The sequence below is a fragment of the Pinisolibacter sp. DMC100 genome (genome assembly GCF_056313705.1).
Genome location: NZ_JBQUZT010000011.1, coordinates 1 through 14,716 on the forward strand (window position 1 = coordinate 1; position 14,716 = coordinate 14,716).

At 67.8% G+C, this 14,716-nt stretch carries 12 protein-coding genes; all 12 read left to right on the forward strand.

Translation table 11 applies throughout. From position 1 onward, the window contains the following. Positions 1-91 precede the first annotated feature (91 nt). The 12 genes from pyk to rfbA all read left to right on the forward strand — a co-directional run bounded on the left by pyk (position 92) and on the right by rfbA (position 14,710). Positions 92-1,555: a pyruvate kinase gene (gene pyk, locus ACT541_RS19800; protein WP_476138983.1), complete on the forward strand. Its 1,464-nt coding sequence runs from the start codon at positions 92-94 to the stop codon at positions 1,553-1,555. A 144-nt stretch (positions 1,556-1,699) separates the two neighbouring features. Next, positions 1,700-3,976, forward strand: a complete 2,277-nt coding sequence (pflB, locus tag ACT541_RS19805; RefSeq protein WP_476138985.1) for a formate C-acetyltransferase — start codon at positions 1,700-1,702, stop codon at positions 3,974-3,976. After that, the gene (pflA, locus tag ACT541_RS19810) at positions 3,963-4,769 is read left to right on the forward strand and encodes a pyruvate formate-lyase-activating protein (protein ID WP_476138987.1); all 807 of its coding nucleotides are present in this window, start codon (positions 3,963-3,965) and stop codon (positions 4,767-4,769) included. The genes pflB and pflA overlap by 14 nt, the downstream gene beginning before the upstream one ends. A 39-nt stretch (positions 4,770-4,808) precedes the next feature. Then, on the forward strand, positions 4,809-6,086 hold the full coding sequence (eno, locus tag ACT541_RS19815) for a phosphopyruvate hydratase (protein ID WP_476138989.1): 1,278 nt from the start codon (positions 4,809-4,811) through the stop codon (positions 6,084-6,086). A 144-nt stretch (positions 6,087-6,230) separates the two neighbouring features. Further along, positions 6,231-6,848, forward strand: a complete 618-nt coding sequence (locus ACT541_RS19820) for a LysE family translocator (RefSeq protein ID WP_476138991.1) — start codon at positions 6,231-6,233, stop codon at positions 6,846-6,848. Positions 6,849-6,929: 81 nt separating this feature from the next. Beyond that, positions 6,930-7,373 carry an Ig-like domain-containing protein gene (locus ACT541_RS19825; RefSeq protein WP_476138993.1) on the forward strand — a complete coding sequence of 148 codons (444 nt, stop codon included), beginning with the start codon at positions 6,930-6,932 and terminating at the stop codon, positions 7,371-7,373. Between the two features lie 186 nt (positions 7,374-7,559). Further along, the gene (gene gyrB / locus ACT541_RS19830; RefSeq protein WP_476138995.1) at positions 7,560-9,998 is read left to right on the forward strand and encodes a DNA topoisomerase (ATP-hydrolyzing) subunit B; all 2,439 of its coding nucleotides are present in this window, start codon (positions 7,560-7,562) and stop codon (positions 9,996-9,998) included. Between the two features lie 16 nt (positions 9,999-10,014). Beyond that, on the forward strand, positions 10,015-11,151 hold the full coding sequence (locus tag ACT541_RS19835) for an NAD(P)/FAD-dependent oxidoreductase (RefSeq protein ID WP_476138997.1): 1,137 nt from the start codon (positions 10,015-10,017) through the stop codon (positions 11,149-11,151). A gap of 106 nt (positions 11,152-11,257) precedes the next feature. Then, entirely contained in the window at positions 11,258-11,812 is a 555-nt protein-coding gene (rfbC, locus tag ACT541_RS19840; protein ID WP_476138999.1) for a dTDP-4-dehydrorhamnose 3,5-epimerase, read from the forward strand. A 39-nt stretch (positions 11,813-11,851) separates the two neighbouring features. Further along, positions 11,852-12,910: a dTDP-glucose 4,6-dehydratase gene (gene rfbB, locus ACT541_RS19845; RefSeq protein ID WP_476139001.1), complete on the forward strand. Its 1,059-nt coding sequence runs from the start codon at positions 11,852-11,854 to the stop codon at positions 12,908-12,910. A gap of 4 nt (positions 12,911-12,914) precedes the next feature. Continuing rightward, entirely contained in the window at positions 12,915-13,829 is a 915-nt protein-coding gene (gene rfbD / locus ACT541_RS19850) for a dTDP-4-dehydrorhamnose reductase (RefSeq protein ID WP_476139003.1), read from the forward strand. A gap of 2 nt (positions 13,830-13,831) precedes the next feature. Then, the gene (gene rfbA, locus ACT541_RS19855; RefSeq protein ID WP_476139005.1) at positions 13,832-14,710 is read left to right on the forward strand and encodes a glucose-1-phosphate thymidylyltransferase RfbA; all 879 of its coding nucleotides are present in this window, start codon (positions 13,832-13,834) and stop codon (positions 14,708-14,710) included. Positions 14,711-14,716: the final 6 nt, after the last annotated feature.

The window sequence follows — 14,716 nt, forward strand, 5'->3', positions numbered from 1 at the left end:
TTCGTGTCGGTCCTCTCCTGGTACGACAACGAGTGGGGCTTCTCCAACCGCATGAGCGATACCGCGGTCGCGATGGGAGCCCTGATCTGACATGAACGCGCCTCGTGAAAGCTTCGTGGCCGAGACGGCCGGCCGCATCCTGCGCAAGCGCCGCACCAAGATCGTGGCGACGCTGGGTCCGGCGTCGTCCGATGCGGCGGTGATCGCTGCCCTCTTCGCGAGCGGCGTCGACGTCTTCCGCCTCAACTTCAGCCACGGCGCTCACGAGGACCACCTGCAGCGCCTCCGGATCATTCGTGATCTCGAGGCCAAGACCGGCCGGCCGATCGCCGTGCTGGCCGACCTGCAGGGGCCGAAGCTGCGGCTCTCGACCTTCGCGGCGGGCAAGATCGCCCTCCGCGAAGGTCAGGCCTTCCGCCTCGACCTCGACAAGGCCAATCCGGGCGACGAGACCCGGGTGGGCATGCCGCATCCCGAGATCTTCGCAGCCCTCGTCCCCGGCGCCGAGCTGCTGCTCGACGACGGAAAGGTGCGGCTGGAGGTCGTCGCCTGTGGCCCCGACTTCGCCGAGACCCGCGTGATCTCCGGCACCGCGCTCTCCGACCGCAAGGGCGTCAACGTCCCCGGCGTCGCCCTGCCGATCTCGGCGCTGACGCCCAAGGACCGCGCCGACCTCGCCTTCGCGCTCGACGCCGGCGTCGACTGGGTGGCGCTCTCCTTCGTCCAGCGTCCGGCCGACGTCGAGGAGGCCCGCGGCCTCGTCGGCGACCGGGTGGCGCTGCTCGCCAAGATCGAGAAGCCGCAGGCGATCGATCATCTCGAAGCCATCGTCGAGCTCTGCGACGGCATCATGGTGGCGCGCGGCGACCTCGGCGTGGAAATGCCGCCCGAGGACGTGCCGGGCCTGCAGAAGCGGATCGTCCGCGAGGCGCGCCGCGCCGGCAAGCCGGTGATCGTCGCCACCCAGATGCTGGAATCGATGATCACGGCGCCGGCGCCGACCCGCGCCGAGGCCTCCGACGTCGCCACCGCCATCTTCGACGGCGCCGACGCGGTGATGCTGTCGGCCGAGACGGCGGCGGGTGCCTATCCGATCGAGGCGGTGACGATCATGAACCGCATCGCCGAGCGGGTGGAACGCGATCCGGCCCATCGTCAGATGGTCGATGCCCAGCGCGCCGAGACGGAGCGCGCCTCGCCCTCCGACGCCATCACCGTGGCGGCGCACGGCGTCGCCCAGGCGATCGGCGCGGCGGCGATCGTCACCTACACGACGTCGGGTTCGACGACGCTGCGGGCGTCGCGCGAACGTCCCGACGTGCCGATCCTGTGTTTTGCTCGTTCGATCGCCATATCTCGGCGTATGATGCTCGCCTACGGCGTCCACTCGGTGGTCGCCGCGGTGCCGGACGGGTTCCGGGCCAAGATCGACGGTGCCGTAACGGCAGTGAAATCCGAGGGAATCGCCGTGGACGGCGATCTGATCGTGGTGACGGCGGGCGACGGCGTCACCGGCTCGACGAATGTCTTGAGGATCGCCACGGTCGGCGCATGATGCATGACGGACATGTTCGCCTGCATCACGATCACGGGACAACACGTATGATGACTTTAATCCGAAAGTATTAGGATCAAAGTCGACAGGGAGCCAGAGCGCGCGCTCAGGAGAGGGCGGGCGCCGAAACCGAGGTTCGGGACCATGAACATCCATTCTCGCGACGTCGCCGATGCAAACGCCACCGACCGGGTCGACCCCTGGCGGGGTTTCGTGCCCGGTTCCTGGAACCGGGCGATCGACGTACGCGACTTCGTCCAGCGCAACGTTCTGCCTTACGAGGGCGACGCGAGCTTCCTCGCGCCGGTGACCGCGCGCACCGAGGCGCTGTGGACGAAGCTCAAGGAAGTCCTCGCCGCCGAGCGCGCCAAGGGCGGCGTTCTCGACGTCGACGGTTCGGTGATCTCCTCGATCGTCAGCCACGGTGCCGGCTACATCGACCGTGACCTCGAGCAGATCGTCGGCCTGCAGACCGATGCGCCGCTGAAGCGCGCGATCATGCCGTTCGGCGGCTGGCGCATGGTCAAGAACGGCCTCGAGGCCTATGGCTTCCAGGGCCAGCCCTGGCTCGCCGAGGTGTTCCCGAACGTCCGCAAGAGCCACAACGACGGCGTCTTCGACGTCTACACTCCCGAGGCGCTGAAGTGCCGCAAGTCGGGCGTCATCACCGGCCTGCCGGACGCCTATGGCCGCGGTCGCATCATCGGCGACTATCGCCGCGTCGCGCTCTACGGCGTCGCCCGTCTGATCGAGGACAAGAAGGCGCAAGGTGCGAGCCTCGAACTCGACGTGCTGTCGGAAGACGTGCTGCGTCTGCGCGAGGAGATCGCCGAGCAGATCCGCGCGCTGAAGGAACTCGTCGCGATGGCGGCGAAATACGGCTGCGACGTCTCGCGTCCGGCCGAGAACGCCCGCGAAGCGGTGCAGTGGACCTATTTCGCCTATCTGGCGGCGGTCAAGGAGGCGAACGGCGCTGCCATGTCGCTCGGCCGCGTGTCGTCCTTCCTCGACGTCTACATCGAGCGCGATCTCGACGAAGGCGTTCTCGACGAGGCGGCGGCACAGGAGCTGATCGACCATTTCGTCATGAAGCTGCGCATCGTCCGCTTCCTGCGCACGCCGGAATACGACCAGCTGTTCTCGGGCGATCCCACCTGGGTGACGGAATCGATCGGCGGCATGGGCCTCGACGGCCGTCCGCTCGTCACCCGCTCGTCCTTCCGCTTCCTGCACACCCTGACCACCCTCGGCCCGGCGCCGGAGCCGAACCTGACGGTTCTGTGGTCGGAGAAGCTGCCGCAGGGCTTCAAGGATTATTGCGCCAAGACCTCGATCGACACCTCGTCGATCCAGTACGAGAACGACGACCTGATGCGTCCCTACTGGGGCGACGACTACGGCATCGCCTGCTGCGTCTCCGCCATGCGGATCGGCAAGCAGATGCAGTTCTTCGGCGCCCGCGCCAACCTCGCCAAGACGCTGCTCTACGCGATCAACGGTGGTCGCGACGAGAAGTCGGGCGAGCAGGTCGGTCCGACCTTCGCGGCGGTGGCCGGCGACGTGCTCGACTTCGAGGACGTCAAGGCCAAGCTCGTGCCGATGATGGAATGGCTCGCCAAGGTCTACGTCGGCGCGCTGAACTCGATCCACTACATGCATGACAAGTACATGTACGAGCGGATCGAGATGGCGCTGCACGATCGCGACATCCTGCGCACCATGGCCTGCGGCATCGCCGGTCTGTCGGTCGCGGCCGACAGCCTCTCGGCGATCAAGTTCGCCAAGGTCAAGCCGATCCGCGACGAGCGCGGCATCGTCGTCGACTTCGAGCGCGAAGGCGAATGGCCGGCCTTCGGCAACAACGACGACCGTGTCGACGAGATCGCCGTGTGGCTGGTCGAGACCTTCATGAACTGCATCCGCAAGCAGAAGACCTATCGCAACGCGATGCCGACGCAGTCGGTGCTGACGATCACCTCCAACGTGGTCTACGGCAAGAAGACCGGCAACACGCCGGACGGTCGTCGCGCCGGCGAGCCCTTCGCGCCGGGTGCCAACCCGATGCACGGTCGTGACGCGCTGGGTCCGGTCGCCTCGATGGCGTCGGTGGCGAAGCTGCCCTACGAACATTCGCAGGACGGCATCTCCTACACCTTCACCATCGTGCCTTCGGCGCTCGGCAACGACGAGCAGAGCCGGATCGACAACATCACCGGTCTCCTCGACGGCTACTTCTTCCAGGGCGGCCATCACATCAACGTCAACGTCTTCGATCGCGAGACGCTGATGGACGCGATGGATCATCCCGAGAAGTACCCGCAGCTGACCATTCGCGTGTCCGGCTATGCCGTGAACTTCGTCAAGCTGACGCGCGAGCAGCAGCTCGACGTCATCTCGCGGACGTTCCATGGGCTCAATTGATCGCCCCACCGCCGGTTGGGAAAGCTCCGCGCGCAAGCCTTCGGGCCTGCGCGCGAAGCGCCCGGCGATCCGTGGTTGGATCCACTCGACCGAAACCGGCGGTGCCGTCGACGGTCCGGGCATCCGCCACGTGCTGTTCCTGGCGGGCTGTCTGCTCCGCTGCCGCTACTGCCACAATCCCGACAGCTGGCACATGCACCACGGCCGTCCGACCACCTCGAAGGAGGTGCTCGACGAGCTCGCCCGCTATGCCAAGTTCCTGATCCATGCCAAGGGCGGTCTGACGCTCTCCGGCGGCGAGCCGCTGGTGCAGCCCGACTTCAGCCACGCCATCCTGCGCGGCGCCAAGGAGATGGGTCTCCACACCGCGCTCGACACGGCGGGCTTCCTCGGCTCGCATGCGACCGACGAACTGCTCGCCGACGTCGATCTGGTGCTGCTCGACATCAAGGCCTTCTCGGAAGAGACCTACCAGGACCTGACCGGCGTGGCGCTGGAGCCGACGCTCGCCTTCGCCCGCCGTCTGGCGGCGATGGGCAAGCCCGTCTGGCTGCGCTACGTGCTGGTGCCGGGGCTGACCGACAAGTTCGACGAGATCGAGGGGCTGGCGCGTTTCGCCGCCGACCTCGGCAACGTCGAGCGGGTCGACGTGCTGCCCTTCCACACGCTCGGCGAGTTCAAGTGGCAGGCCGAAGGGATCGCCTATTCGCTCACCGACACACAACCGCCGTCGCACGAGCTTATCGAACGTGCGCGCGACGTCTTCCGCAGTCGCGGTCTTCTCACCGCGTGACACCTCGCCCGGTCGGGCGTCCTTTCCAGGGAGATCCACATGACCACCATCGTCGACATTTCGGCGCGACAGATTCTCGACAGCCGCGGCAACCCCACCGTCGAGGTGGACGTCGTCCTGGAAGACGGTTCCTTCGGCCGCGCCGCCGTTCCCTCGGGCGCTTCCACCGGTGCCCACGAGGCGGTCGAGCTGCGTGACGGCGACAAGTCGGTTTATCTCGGCAAGGGCGTGCTCAAGGCCGTCGAAGCGGTCAACGGCGAGCTCGCCGAGACGATCGTCGGCTGGGAGGCCGAGGACCAGATCGCCATCGACACCGCGATGATCGAGCTCGACGGCACGTCCAACAAGGCCCGTCTCGGTGCCAACGCCATCCTCGGCGTGTCGCTCGCGGTCGCCAAGGCGGCGGCGGAAGCGGCCGGCCTGCCGCTCTATCGCTACGTCGGCGGCCCCAACGCCCGCGTCCTCCCCGTTCCGATGATGAACATCATCAACGGCGGCGTGCATGCCGACAATCCGATCGACTTCCAGGAATTCATGATCATGCCGGCGGGTCTGCCGACCTTCGCCGAAGGTCTGCGCGCCGGCGCCGAGATCTTCCACACGCTGAAGAGCGAGCTGAAGAAGGCCGGCCACAACACCAACGTCGGTGACGAGGGCGGCTTCGCGCCGAACCTCAAGTCGGCCGAGGCCGCGCTCGACTTCGTCATGGCGGCGATCGAGAAGGCCGGCTACGCGCCGGGCAAGGACGTGTACCTCGCGGCCGACTGCGCCTCGACCGAGTTCTTCAAGGACGGCAAGTACGTCTACGAAGGCGAGAAGAAGACCCGCGATTCCAAGGCGCAGGCCAAGTATCTCGCCAAGCTCGCCGCCGCCTATCCGATCATCTCGATCGAAGACGGCATGGCCGAGGACGACTGGGAGGGTTGGAAGTACCTGACCGACCTGATCGGCGACAAGGTGCAGCTGGTCGGTGACGATCTCTTCGTGACCAACTCCAAGCGTCTGGCCGAAGGCATCAAGTCGGGCACGGCCAACTCGATCCTGGTGAAGGTCAACCAGATCGGCTCGCTGACCGAGACGCTCGAGGCGGTCGAGATGGCGCACAAGGCCGGCTACACCGCGGTGATGTCGCATCGCTCGGGCGAGACCGAGGATTCGACCATCGCGGATCTCGCGGTCGCCACCAACTGCGGTCAGATCAAGACCGGCTCGCTCGCCCGCTCCGACCGGCTCGCCAAGTACAACCAGCTGCTCCGCATCGAGGAACAGCTCGGCGACGCCGCGCGCTACGCGGGGCTCTCGATCCTCAAGGCGTGAGCGGTTCGCTCGCGTGAGACATGACGACGGCGGCCCCTCGGGCCGCCGTTTTCGTTTCGGGAGAGGCGAGGGCATGGCATCGGCTTGCGCGATCGAGCGTCTCGGCGCACCATCCGCGTCCCCCGAGCCGAGGATGCCCGCCGCATGGAACCGACCACTCTTCTCGCCTTCACCGTCGCGCTGACGATCGCCGCCTTCCTGCCGGGGCCCGGCATGACGGCCGTGGTGGCGCGGGCGCTGGCGGTCGGGTTTCGCGGCACGCTGCCGCTGGTGCTCGGCATGATCCTCGGCGATCTGACCTTCCTCGCCTGTGCCGCCCTCGGCCTCGCGGCGCTCGCCAACACGTTCGAGACCGTCTTCACCGTCGTGAAGTGGGCGGGTGCCGCCTATCTCGTCTTCCTCGCCTTCCAGCTCTGGACGGCGAAGCCGCAGGCCGACGAGGTCTCGGCGGAGCGGGGCGCGCAGCGCTCGTTCCTCCGAGTGACGATCGGCGGGTTGGTGCTGACGCTCGGCAACCCCAAGACCATCGTCTTCTACATGGCGCTGCTGCCGTCCGTGATCGATCTGGCGACGTTGACGCCGGTCGGCTTCCTCGAACTCGCGGCGATCGTCTTCGTCGATCTGGCGATCGTCGGAGCGGTCTATGCCGGGCTCGCCGCCAAGGCGCGCGGCTTCTTCCGCGACGCCGGCGCGCGGCGCATTCTCGACCGCACGGCGGGCACGATGATGGTCGGTGCGGCCGTCGCGGTGGCGACACGCTAAGGAGGCGCAGGGGGGTCGACACACGCCTGTCACGCCCAAGAGGAAGAACGGGACGTCGATTTCAACGTCCGGATGTCTTCCATGAAGAATTTCGCCATTCTTTCGTTGTTCGCCGCGATCCTCGCGCCGCCTTTCGTCGCAGCATCCGCCTCTGCGGGGGAACGCTGGGCCCATCCGATTCTCAGCGACGACAAAGTCTGGCGTGTCGGGTCGGGCAAGCCCACGAGCTTCCTGGTTCGCGCGCTCTTCGATCCGCAGATGTGTCATGTGATCGGCTTGCCGAAGGTGGAACTTCTGGCGCCGCCGACACACGGTCGTCTCCAGCGTGTCGACGACGTCGTTCGATTGCGTGGCGGCCGTTGCGACGGCCTCGGGGCTCCCGCGATCCGCTTCACCTACACGCCCGACGCCGGCTTCGTCGGCGACGACGAGTTCGTGATCGAGGCGACGTCACCGCTGTATCGGGCCGGCAACGGCTATGCCAAGAAGCGTCATCACTATCGTTTCGTCGTCGCGAGGCCGTGAGGGAGGCGCGCGGCGCGTCGGTGTGGCGATTCGCCGACGGGAGAGGCCCCGGGGGTCATCTTTCGGCCGGAATCAACCCGTTGAATCCACAAGCTCATTTCGCGCCCTCGCAGGGCGTTTGAACGTGCGCGCGCGAGCGGGTAGAAGATCTCTCCGCACGACCTCGAAGAAAGTGACCCAGGACCCATGAGCGACATCCGAGACGACGGCCGTTCCAAGAACGGCGCGGACGAATACGGCGCCGATTCCATCAAGGTGCTGAAGGGTCTCGATGCGGTCCGCAAACGCCCCGGCATGTACATCGGCGACACCGACGACGGCTCGGGCCTGCACCACATGGTCTACGAGGTGGTCGACAACGCCATCGACGAGGCGCTGGCGGGCTGGGCGACCGAGGTCTACGTCGGCCTCAACGCCGACGGTTCGGTGACGGTGCGCGACGACGGTCGCGGCATCCCGACCGACATCCACGCCGAAGAGGGCGTCTCGGCGGCCAACGTCATCATGACGCAGCTGCACGCCGGCGGTAAGTTCGACCAGAACTCCTACAAGGTCTCGGGTGGTCTGCACGGCGTCGGCGTCTCGGTGGTCAACGCGCTCTCCGTCCAGCTCGATCTGCGCATCTGGCGCGACGACAAGGAGCACCACATGGTGTTCCGTCACGGCGTGCCGGACGAGGATCTCAAGGTCGTCGGCCCGGCGCCTGGCCGCCGCGGCACCGAGGTGACCTTCCTGCCGTCGTCGGAGACCTTCACCAAGACCGACTTCGACTTCGCCACGCTGGAGCACCGCCTGCGTGAGCTGGCGTTCCTCAATTCGGGCGTCAACATCACGCTCGAGGATCGGCGCGGGCCGGAGACCGTGGTGCAGAAGCTGCACTACGAGGGCGGTCTGGTCGAATTCGTGAAGTATCTCGACCGCGCCAAGAAGGCCGTCGTGCCGGCGCCGCTCTACACCAAGAGCGAGAAGGACGGCATCACCGTCGAATGCGCGATGTGGTGGAACGACAGCTATCACGAGCAGACGCTGTGCTTCACCAACAACATCCCGCAGCGCGACGGCGGCACCCATCTCGCCGGCTTCCGCGGCTCGCTGACCCGTCAGGTGACCGGCTATGCCGACACCTCGGGCCTGATGAAGAAGGAAAAGGTCTCGCTCTCGGGCGAAGACTGCCGCGAGGGGCTCACCTGCGTCCTCTCGGTCAAGGTGCCGGACCCGAAGTTCTCGTCGCAGACCAAGGACAAGCTGGTCTCCTCGGAGGTCCGTCCGGTCGTCGAGAACCTGCTCAACGAGGCGCTGTCGACCTGGTTCGAGGAGCATCCGACCGAGGCCCGCACGGTCGTCGGCAAGGTGATCGAGGCGGCTGCGGCGCGCGATGCGGCGCGGCGTGCGCGCGAACTCACCCGCCGCAAGGGCGTGCTCGACGTCGCTTCGCTGCCGGGCAAGCTCGCAGACTGTTCCGAGAAGGATCCGGCCAAGTCGGAACTCTTCATCGTCGAGGGTGACTCGGCCGGTGGCTCCGCCAAGCAGGGCCGCAACCGCGAGAACCAGGCGGTGCTGCCGCTGCGCGGCAAGATCCTCAACGTCGAGCGCGCGCGCTTCGACCGCATGCTGTCGTCGGAGCAGATCGGCACGCTGATCACCGCGCTCGGCACCGGCATCGGCGCCGACGAGTTCAACGTCGACAAGATCCGCTATCACAAGATCATCATCATGACCGACGCGGACGTCGACGGCGCGCACATCCGTACGCTGCTGCTGACGTTCTTCTATCGGCAGATGCCGGAGCTGATCGACCGCGGCTATCTCTACATCGCCCAGCCGCCGCTCTACAAAGTGACGCGCGGCAAGTCGGAGCAGTACCTCAAGGACCAGAAGGCCTTCGAGGACTATCTGATCGACCAGGGCCTCGAGGACACCCGTCTGGTGCTCTCGACCGGCGAAGAGATCGCCGGCCTCGACCTCAAGGGCCTGATCGAGGAGGCGCGGCAGATTCGCGGCCTCGTCGACAATCTGCATCACCGCTATCTGCCGGCGATCGTCGAACAGGCGACCATCGCCGGTGCCTTGTCGAAGGCGCTGCTCGAAGACCGCGAGAAGGCCGAGGCTGCCGCCAAGCGCCTCGCCGAACGGCTCGACGTGCTGGCCGACGCCTACGAGCAGGGCTGGTCGGGCCATGTCGGCGAAGACGGCGGCATCGTCGTGACGCGGACGCTGCGCGGCGTCGCCGAGACCCGCACGCTCGACGCCGGCCTGATCGGTTCGCTCGACGCGCGCAAGCTCGACGGCCATGCCGCCCGCCTCTCCGAGATCTTCGGCCGGCCGGCGCATCTCAGGCGCAAGGAGACGACCACCGTCGTCCACGGACCGGGCGAGTTGCTCGACGCCGTCTTCACCCAGGGCCGCCGCGGCATCGCCATGCAGCGCTACAAGGGTCTCGGCGAGATGAACCCGGAGCAGCTGTGGGAGACGACGCTCGATCCCAACATCCGTTCGCTCCTGCAGGTTCGGATCAAGGAGGCGGACGACGCCGGCGAGATCTTCACCCGCCTGATGGGCGACGAGGTCGAGCCGCGCCGCGACTTCATCACCGAGAACGCGCTCACCGCCAATCTCGACGCCTGAGGAAGCGGGGGCCGCGATGACGGAGCGCACGGAGATCGACGTCGCGGTGATCGGCGGCGGCGTCGTCGGTCTGGCGATCGCGGCGGATCTGTCGCGGCGCGGCCGCGAGGTGTTCGTCTTCGAGCGCGGGTTGATCATCGGCAGCGGCATCTCCTCGCGCAACAGCGAGGTGATCCATTCCGGCATCTATTACCCGACCGGCAGCCTGAAGCATCGGCTCTGCGTCGAGGGGCGTCGGCGGATCTACGCCTTCTGCGACGCCCGCGGCATCGGCTATTCGAAATGCGGCAAGCTGGTCGTGGCGACGAGCGAGGCCGAGATCGCGGCGATCGAGGGGATCGGCCGCCGGGCGGTCGAGAACGGGGTGGAGAACACCCGCCTCCTCGACCGGGCGGCGGTCCTGGCGCTCGAGCCGACGCTCAACGCCGTCGCGGCTCTCGAGGTCGCCGAGACCGGCATTCTCGACACCCATCAGTTCATGCTGGCGCTCGAGGGCGACGTCGAGGCGGGCGGCGGGGCGGTGCTCCTCGGCCACGACTTCGTCGGTGGCCGGGCGGCGGACGGGGTTTTCGATCTCGACTTCGTCGCCGAGGGCGCGGCGATGCCGGTTCGGGCGAAGGTGCTGGTGGTCGCGGCCGGGCCGTGGAGCCACGCGGTGCTGGCGAAGCTCGACGGCGTCGCGGCACCGGAGCGGCCGAAGCTCCGCCTCGCCAAGGGCTCCTATTTCTCCTATCCGGGCAAGCCGGTCTTCTCGCGGCTGATCTATCCCGCCCCGGTCGACGGCGGTCTCGGCACGCATCTGACGCTGGCACTCGACGGGCGGATGCGGTTCGGCCCCGACGTCGAATGGCTTTCGGGCGACGACGTCGACGCGGTCGACTTCGCGGTCGATCCGGCGCGCGGTGAGACCTTCTATGCCGCGATCCGCCGCTACTGGCCGGGGCTTCCCGACGGCGCGCTGGTGCCGGACTATTCCGGCGTCCGGCCGAAACTGTCGGGGCCGGGGGAGCCGGCGGCGGACTTCCGGATCGAGACGCCGGCCGCTAACGGCATCGCCGGGCTCGCCGTCCTCCTAGGCATCGAGAGCCCGGGGCTCACCTCGTCGCTGGCGATCGGCGACCTCGTCGCCAACCGGATCGAGGCGGAGGCGTGAGGCCGCGCGCGGGCAACGGGTTGCGCCGGTCGCCCGATCTGCACTAGACAGGGGCTCGAGACGGCCGGTGGCCGACAGGCACTACGGCACGCGGGGGGAATGGCCCATGGAATTCTCGTTCCTCGAGCCGGCCGGGCTGGTGGCGATCACGCCGAAGCGACACGGCGACGAGCGCGGCTGGTTTTCGGAAGTGTTCCGCGACGATCTCTTCCGCGCCAATGTCGCCGACGTGACCTTCGTCCAGCACAATCAGTCCTATTCGAAGCCGAAGGGCACGGTGCGCGGCCTGCATTTCCAGCTGGAACCGCGGGCGCAGGGCAAGCTCGTGCGCTGTCCGCGCGGCCGGGTGCTCGACGTCGCGGTCGATCTGCGCGCCTCCTCGCCGACCTACGGGCAGCATGCGGCACTCGAGCTCACGGCCGAGAACGGCCGCCAGCTGTGGATCCCCGCGGGCTTCGCCCACGGCTTCTGTACGCTCGAGGACGATTGCGAACTCGCCTATCTGGTGACCGACACCTACAGCCCCGAGCACGACCGCGGGCTCGCCTTCGACGATCCGGCGCTCGGCATCCGCTGGCCGGTCGCGGCGGCCGATGCCGTGATGTCGCCCAAGGATCGCCGGCAGCCGCGGCTCGCCGAACTCGGGACGGTCTTTGCCTGACGCCTTCTTCCGCCGGCGGCGGACAATCGGGAGTGACACATGCGGATCGTGGTGACGGGTGGAGCGGGCTTCATCGGGTCGGCGCTGGTGCGCCATCTCGTGCTTGAGGTCGGCGCCGAGGTGCTGACCCTCGACAAGCTGACCTATGCCGGCAACCTCGGGAACCTCGCCGCCGTCGAGGGCCGGGCGAACCATCGCTTCGTCCAGGCCGACATCTGCGATCGCGCCGCCGTCGACGGCGTCTTTTCGAGCTTCCGGCCGGACCGGATCTATCATCTCGCCGCCGAGAGCCACGTCGATCGCTCGATCACCGGGGCGGCGGACTTCGTCACCACCAACGTGATGGGCACCTTCACCCTGCTCGAGAGCGCCCGCCATTTCTGGAACGGGCTCGAGGGGGATGCGAAGCGCGACTTCCGCTTCCTCCACGTCTCGACCGACGAGGTCTACGGCTCGCTCGGCGCCGAGGGGCTCTTCACCGAGACGACGCCCTACGATCCCTCCTCGCCCTATTCGGCCTCGAAGGCGGCGTCGGATCATCTGGCGATCGCCTGGGGGCGGACCTACGGCCTGCCGACGGTCGTCTCCAACTGCTCGAACAACTACGGGCCCTATCACTTCCCCGAGAAGCTGATCCCGCTGGTCATCCTCAACGCGATGCACGGCAAGCCGCTGCCGGTCTACGGCGACGGCTCCAACATCCGCGACTGGCTCTATGTCGAGGACCACGCCCGGGCGCTGCACCTGATCGCCTCGAAGGGCCGGCTCGGCGAGACCTACAACGTCGGCGGTCGCAACGAGCGCAAGAACATCGACGTCGTCCGGACCGTCTGCACGATCCTCGACCGGCTGGCGCCGAAGAACCATCCGCACGCCGACCTCATCACCTTCGTCACCGACCGCCCCGGCCACGACGCGCGCTACGCGATCGACGCGACCAAGCTCGAGACCGAACTGGGCTGGAAGGCACAGGAGAATTTCGAGAGCGGCATCGAGAAGACGGTGCGCTGGTATCTCGACAACGAGGCCTGGTGGCGCCCGCTGCGCGACAAGGTCTATGCCGGCGAGCGGCTCGGCGTCCTGACCGGAGCGAAGTGAGCCGATGCGGATCGCGGTGACGGGCCGGAACGGACAGGTCGCGACGGCGCTGATCGAGCGGGCCGCGGCGGCGGGCCACACGGCAATCGCGGTCGGTCGCCCGGAACTCGATCTCGCCGAGGACGGCGACGCTACGGCGGTCTTCGCTGCGGTGAAGCCGGACGTGATCGTCTCGGCGGCGGCGCACACGGCCGTCGACAAGGCGGAGAGCGAGGCGGATCTGGCCTTCGCGATCAACGGCCGTGGTGCGGGCCGCGTGGCGAAGGCCGCGGCCGCGCTCGGCGTGCCGGTGATCCATCTCTCGACCGACTACGTCTTCGACGGCTCGAAGCCGACCGCCTGGATCGAGAGCGACCCGGTGGCGCCGCTCGGCGTCTACGGCGCCTCGAAGCTGGCGGGCGAGGAAGCCGTGCTCGGATCGGGCGCGCGGGCGGTGGTGCTGCGCGTCGCCTGGGTGCATTCGCCGTTCGGGGCGAATTTCGTCAAGACCATGCTCCGCCTCGCCGAGACGCGCGACCGGCTCGGCGTCGTCGCCGATCAGATCGGCGCACCGACCTCGGCCTTCGACATCGCCGACGGCATCCTGGCGATCGCGGCCAATCTCCTCGCGCGGCCGGCGGACCCTGCGCTCGAGGGCGTCTTCCACATGGGGGCCGGCGGGCCGGATGCCTCGTGGGCGGATTTCGCCGAGGCGATCTTCGAAGGCACCGCGGCACGCGGACTGAAGGTCCCGGCGGTCGATCGCATTGCGACCTCGGCCTATCCGACCCCGGCGAAGCGGCCGGCGCGGTCGCGGCTCGAGTCGGGAAAGCTCGCCGGCGTCCACGGCGTCGTCCTGCCCGATTGGCGGGGCTCGCTCGAACTGGTACTCGACAGGCTCGAGGGGCCGCGACGCGCGGCGCCCGAAGGAGTGGCTTGATCATGAAGGGCATCATCCTCGCCGGCGGCGCCGGCACGCGGCTTCACCCGATGACGCTGGTCACGTCGAAGCAGCTGATGCCGGTCTACGACAAGCCGATGATCTACTATCCGCTGTCGGTGCTGATGCTCGCCGGCATCCGCGAGATCCTGATCATCTCGACGCCGACCGATCTGCCGAACTTCGAGCGCCTGCTCGGCGACGGCTCGCAGTGGGGGCTCCAGCTCTCCTACCGCGTCCAGCCGCATCCCGGCGGTCTCGCCCAGGCCTATACGATCGGCGCCGACTTCGTCGCCGGCGGGCCGTCGTGCCTGATCCTCGGCGACAACATCTTCTACGGCCACGGCCTGCCGGTGCTGCTCGAGCGCGCGGTGGCGCGGCCGTCCGGCGCGACGGTCTTCGCCTATCACGTCACCGATCCGGAGCGTTACGGCGTCGTCGAGTTCGATCGCGACGGCAAGGCGCTGTCGATCGAGGAGAAGCCGGCGGTGCCGAAGTCCAACTGGGCGGTGACCGGGCTCTATTTCTACGACGAGACGGTGGTCGACATCGCCGCGAACATGAAGCCCTCGGCGCGCGGCGAACTCGAGATCACCGACGTCAACCGCGTCTATCTCGAGCGCGGCGCGCTCTCGGTCGAGATGATGGGGCGCGGCTACGCCTGGCTCGACACCGGTACGCCGGACAGCCTGATCGAGGCGGCGGAATTCGTCCGCACCCTCGAGAAGCGACAGGGCTTCAAGATCGCCTGCCCCGAGGAAATCGCCTATCGTATGGGCTTCATCGACGCGGCCGGCCTCGACCGTCTCGCCGACGCGCTGGGCAAGAGCGCCTACGGCGCCTATCTGCGCACGCTCGGCGCGCGGACGGGGGCATTCTGAGCCGTC

What these genes read in the sequence shown, in the direction of transcription:
- pyk (WP_476138983.1), top strand. Translation starts at nt 92, where the DNA reads ATGAACGCGCCTCGTGAAAGCTTCGTGGCCGAGACGGCCGGCCGCATC.
- pflB (WP_476138985.1), top strand. Translation starts at nt 1,700, where the DNA reads ATGAACATCCATTCTCGCGACGTCGCCGATGCAAACGCCACCGACCGG.
- pflA (WP_476138987.1), top strand. Translation starts at nt 3,963, where the DNA reads ATGGGCTCAATTGATCGCCCCACCGCCGGTTGGGAAAGCTCCGCGCGC.
- eno (WP_476138989.1), top strand. Translation starts at nt 4,809, where the DNA reads ATGACCACCATCGTCGACATTTCGGCGCGACAGATTCTCGACAGCCGC.
- ACT541_RS19820 (WP_476138991.1), top strand. Translation starts at nt 6,231, where the DNA reads ATGGAACCGACCACTCTTCTCGCCTTCACCGTCGCGCTGACGATCGCC.
- ACT541_RS19825 (WP_476138993.1), top strand. Translation starts at nt 6,930, where the DNA reads ATGAAGAATTTCGCCATTCTTTCGTTGTTCGCCGCGATCCTCGCGCCG.
- gyrB (WP_476138995.1), top strand. Translation starts at nt 7,560, where the DNA reads ATGAGCGACATCCGAGACGACGGCCGTTCCAAGAACGGCGCGGACGAA.
- ACT541_RS19835 (WP_476138997.1), top strand. Translation starts at nt 10,015, where the DNA reads ATGACGGAGCGCACGGAGATCGACGTCGCGGTGATCGGCGGCGGCGTC.
- rfbC (WP_476138999.1), top strand. Translation starts at nt 11,258, where the DNA reads ATGGAATTCTCGTTCCTCGAGCCGGCCGGGCTGGTGGCGATCACGCCG.
- rfbB (WP_476139001.1), top strand. Translation starts at nt 11,852, where the DNA reads ATGCGGATCGTGGTGACGGGTGGAGCGGGCTTCATCGGGTCGGCGCTG.
- rfbD (WP_476139003.1), top strand. Translation starts at nt 12,915, where the DNA reads ATGCGGATCGCGGTGACGGGCCGGAACGGACAGGTCGCGACGGCGCTG.
- rfbA (WP_476139005.1), top strand. Translation starts at nt 13,832, where the DNA reads ATGAAGGGCATCATCCTCGCCGGCGGCGCCGGCACGCGGCTTCACCCG.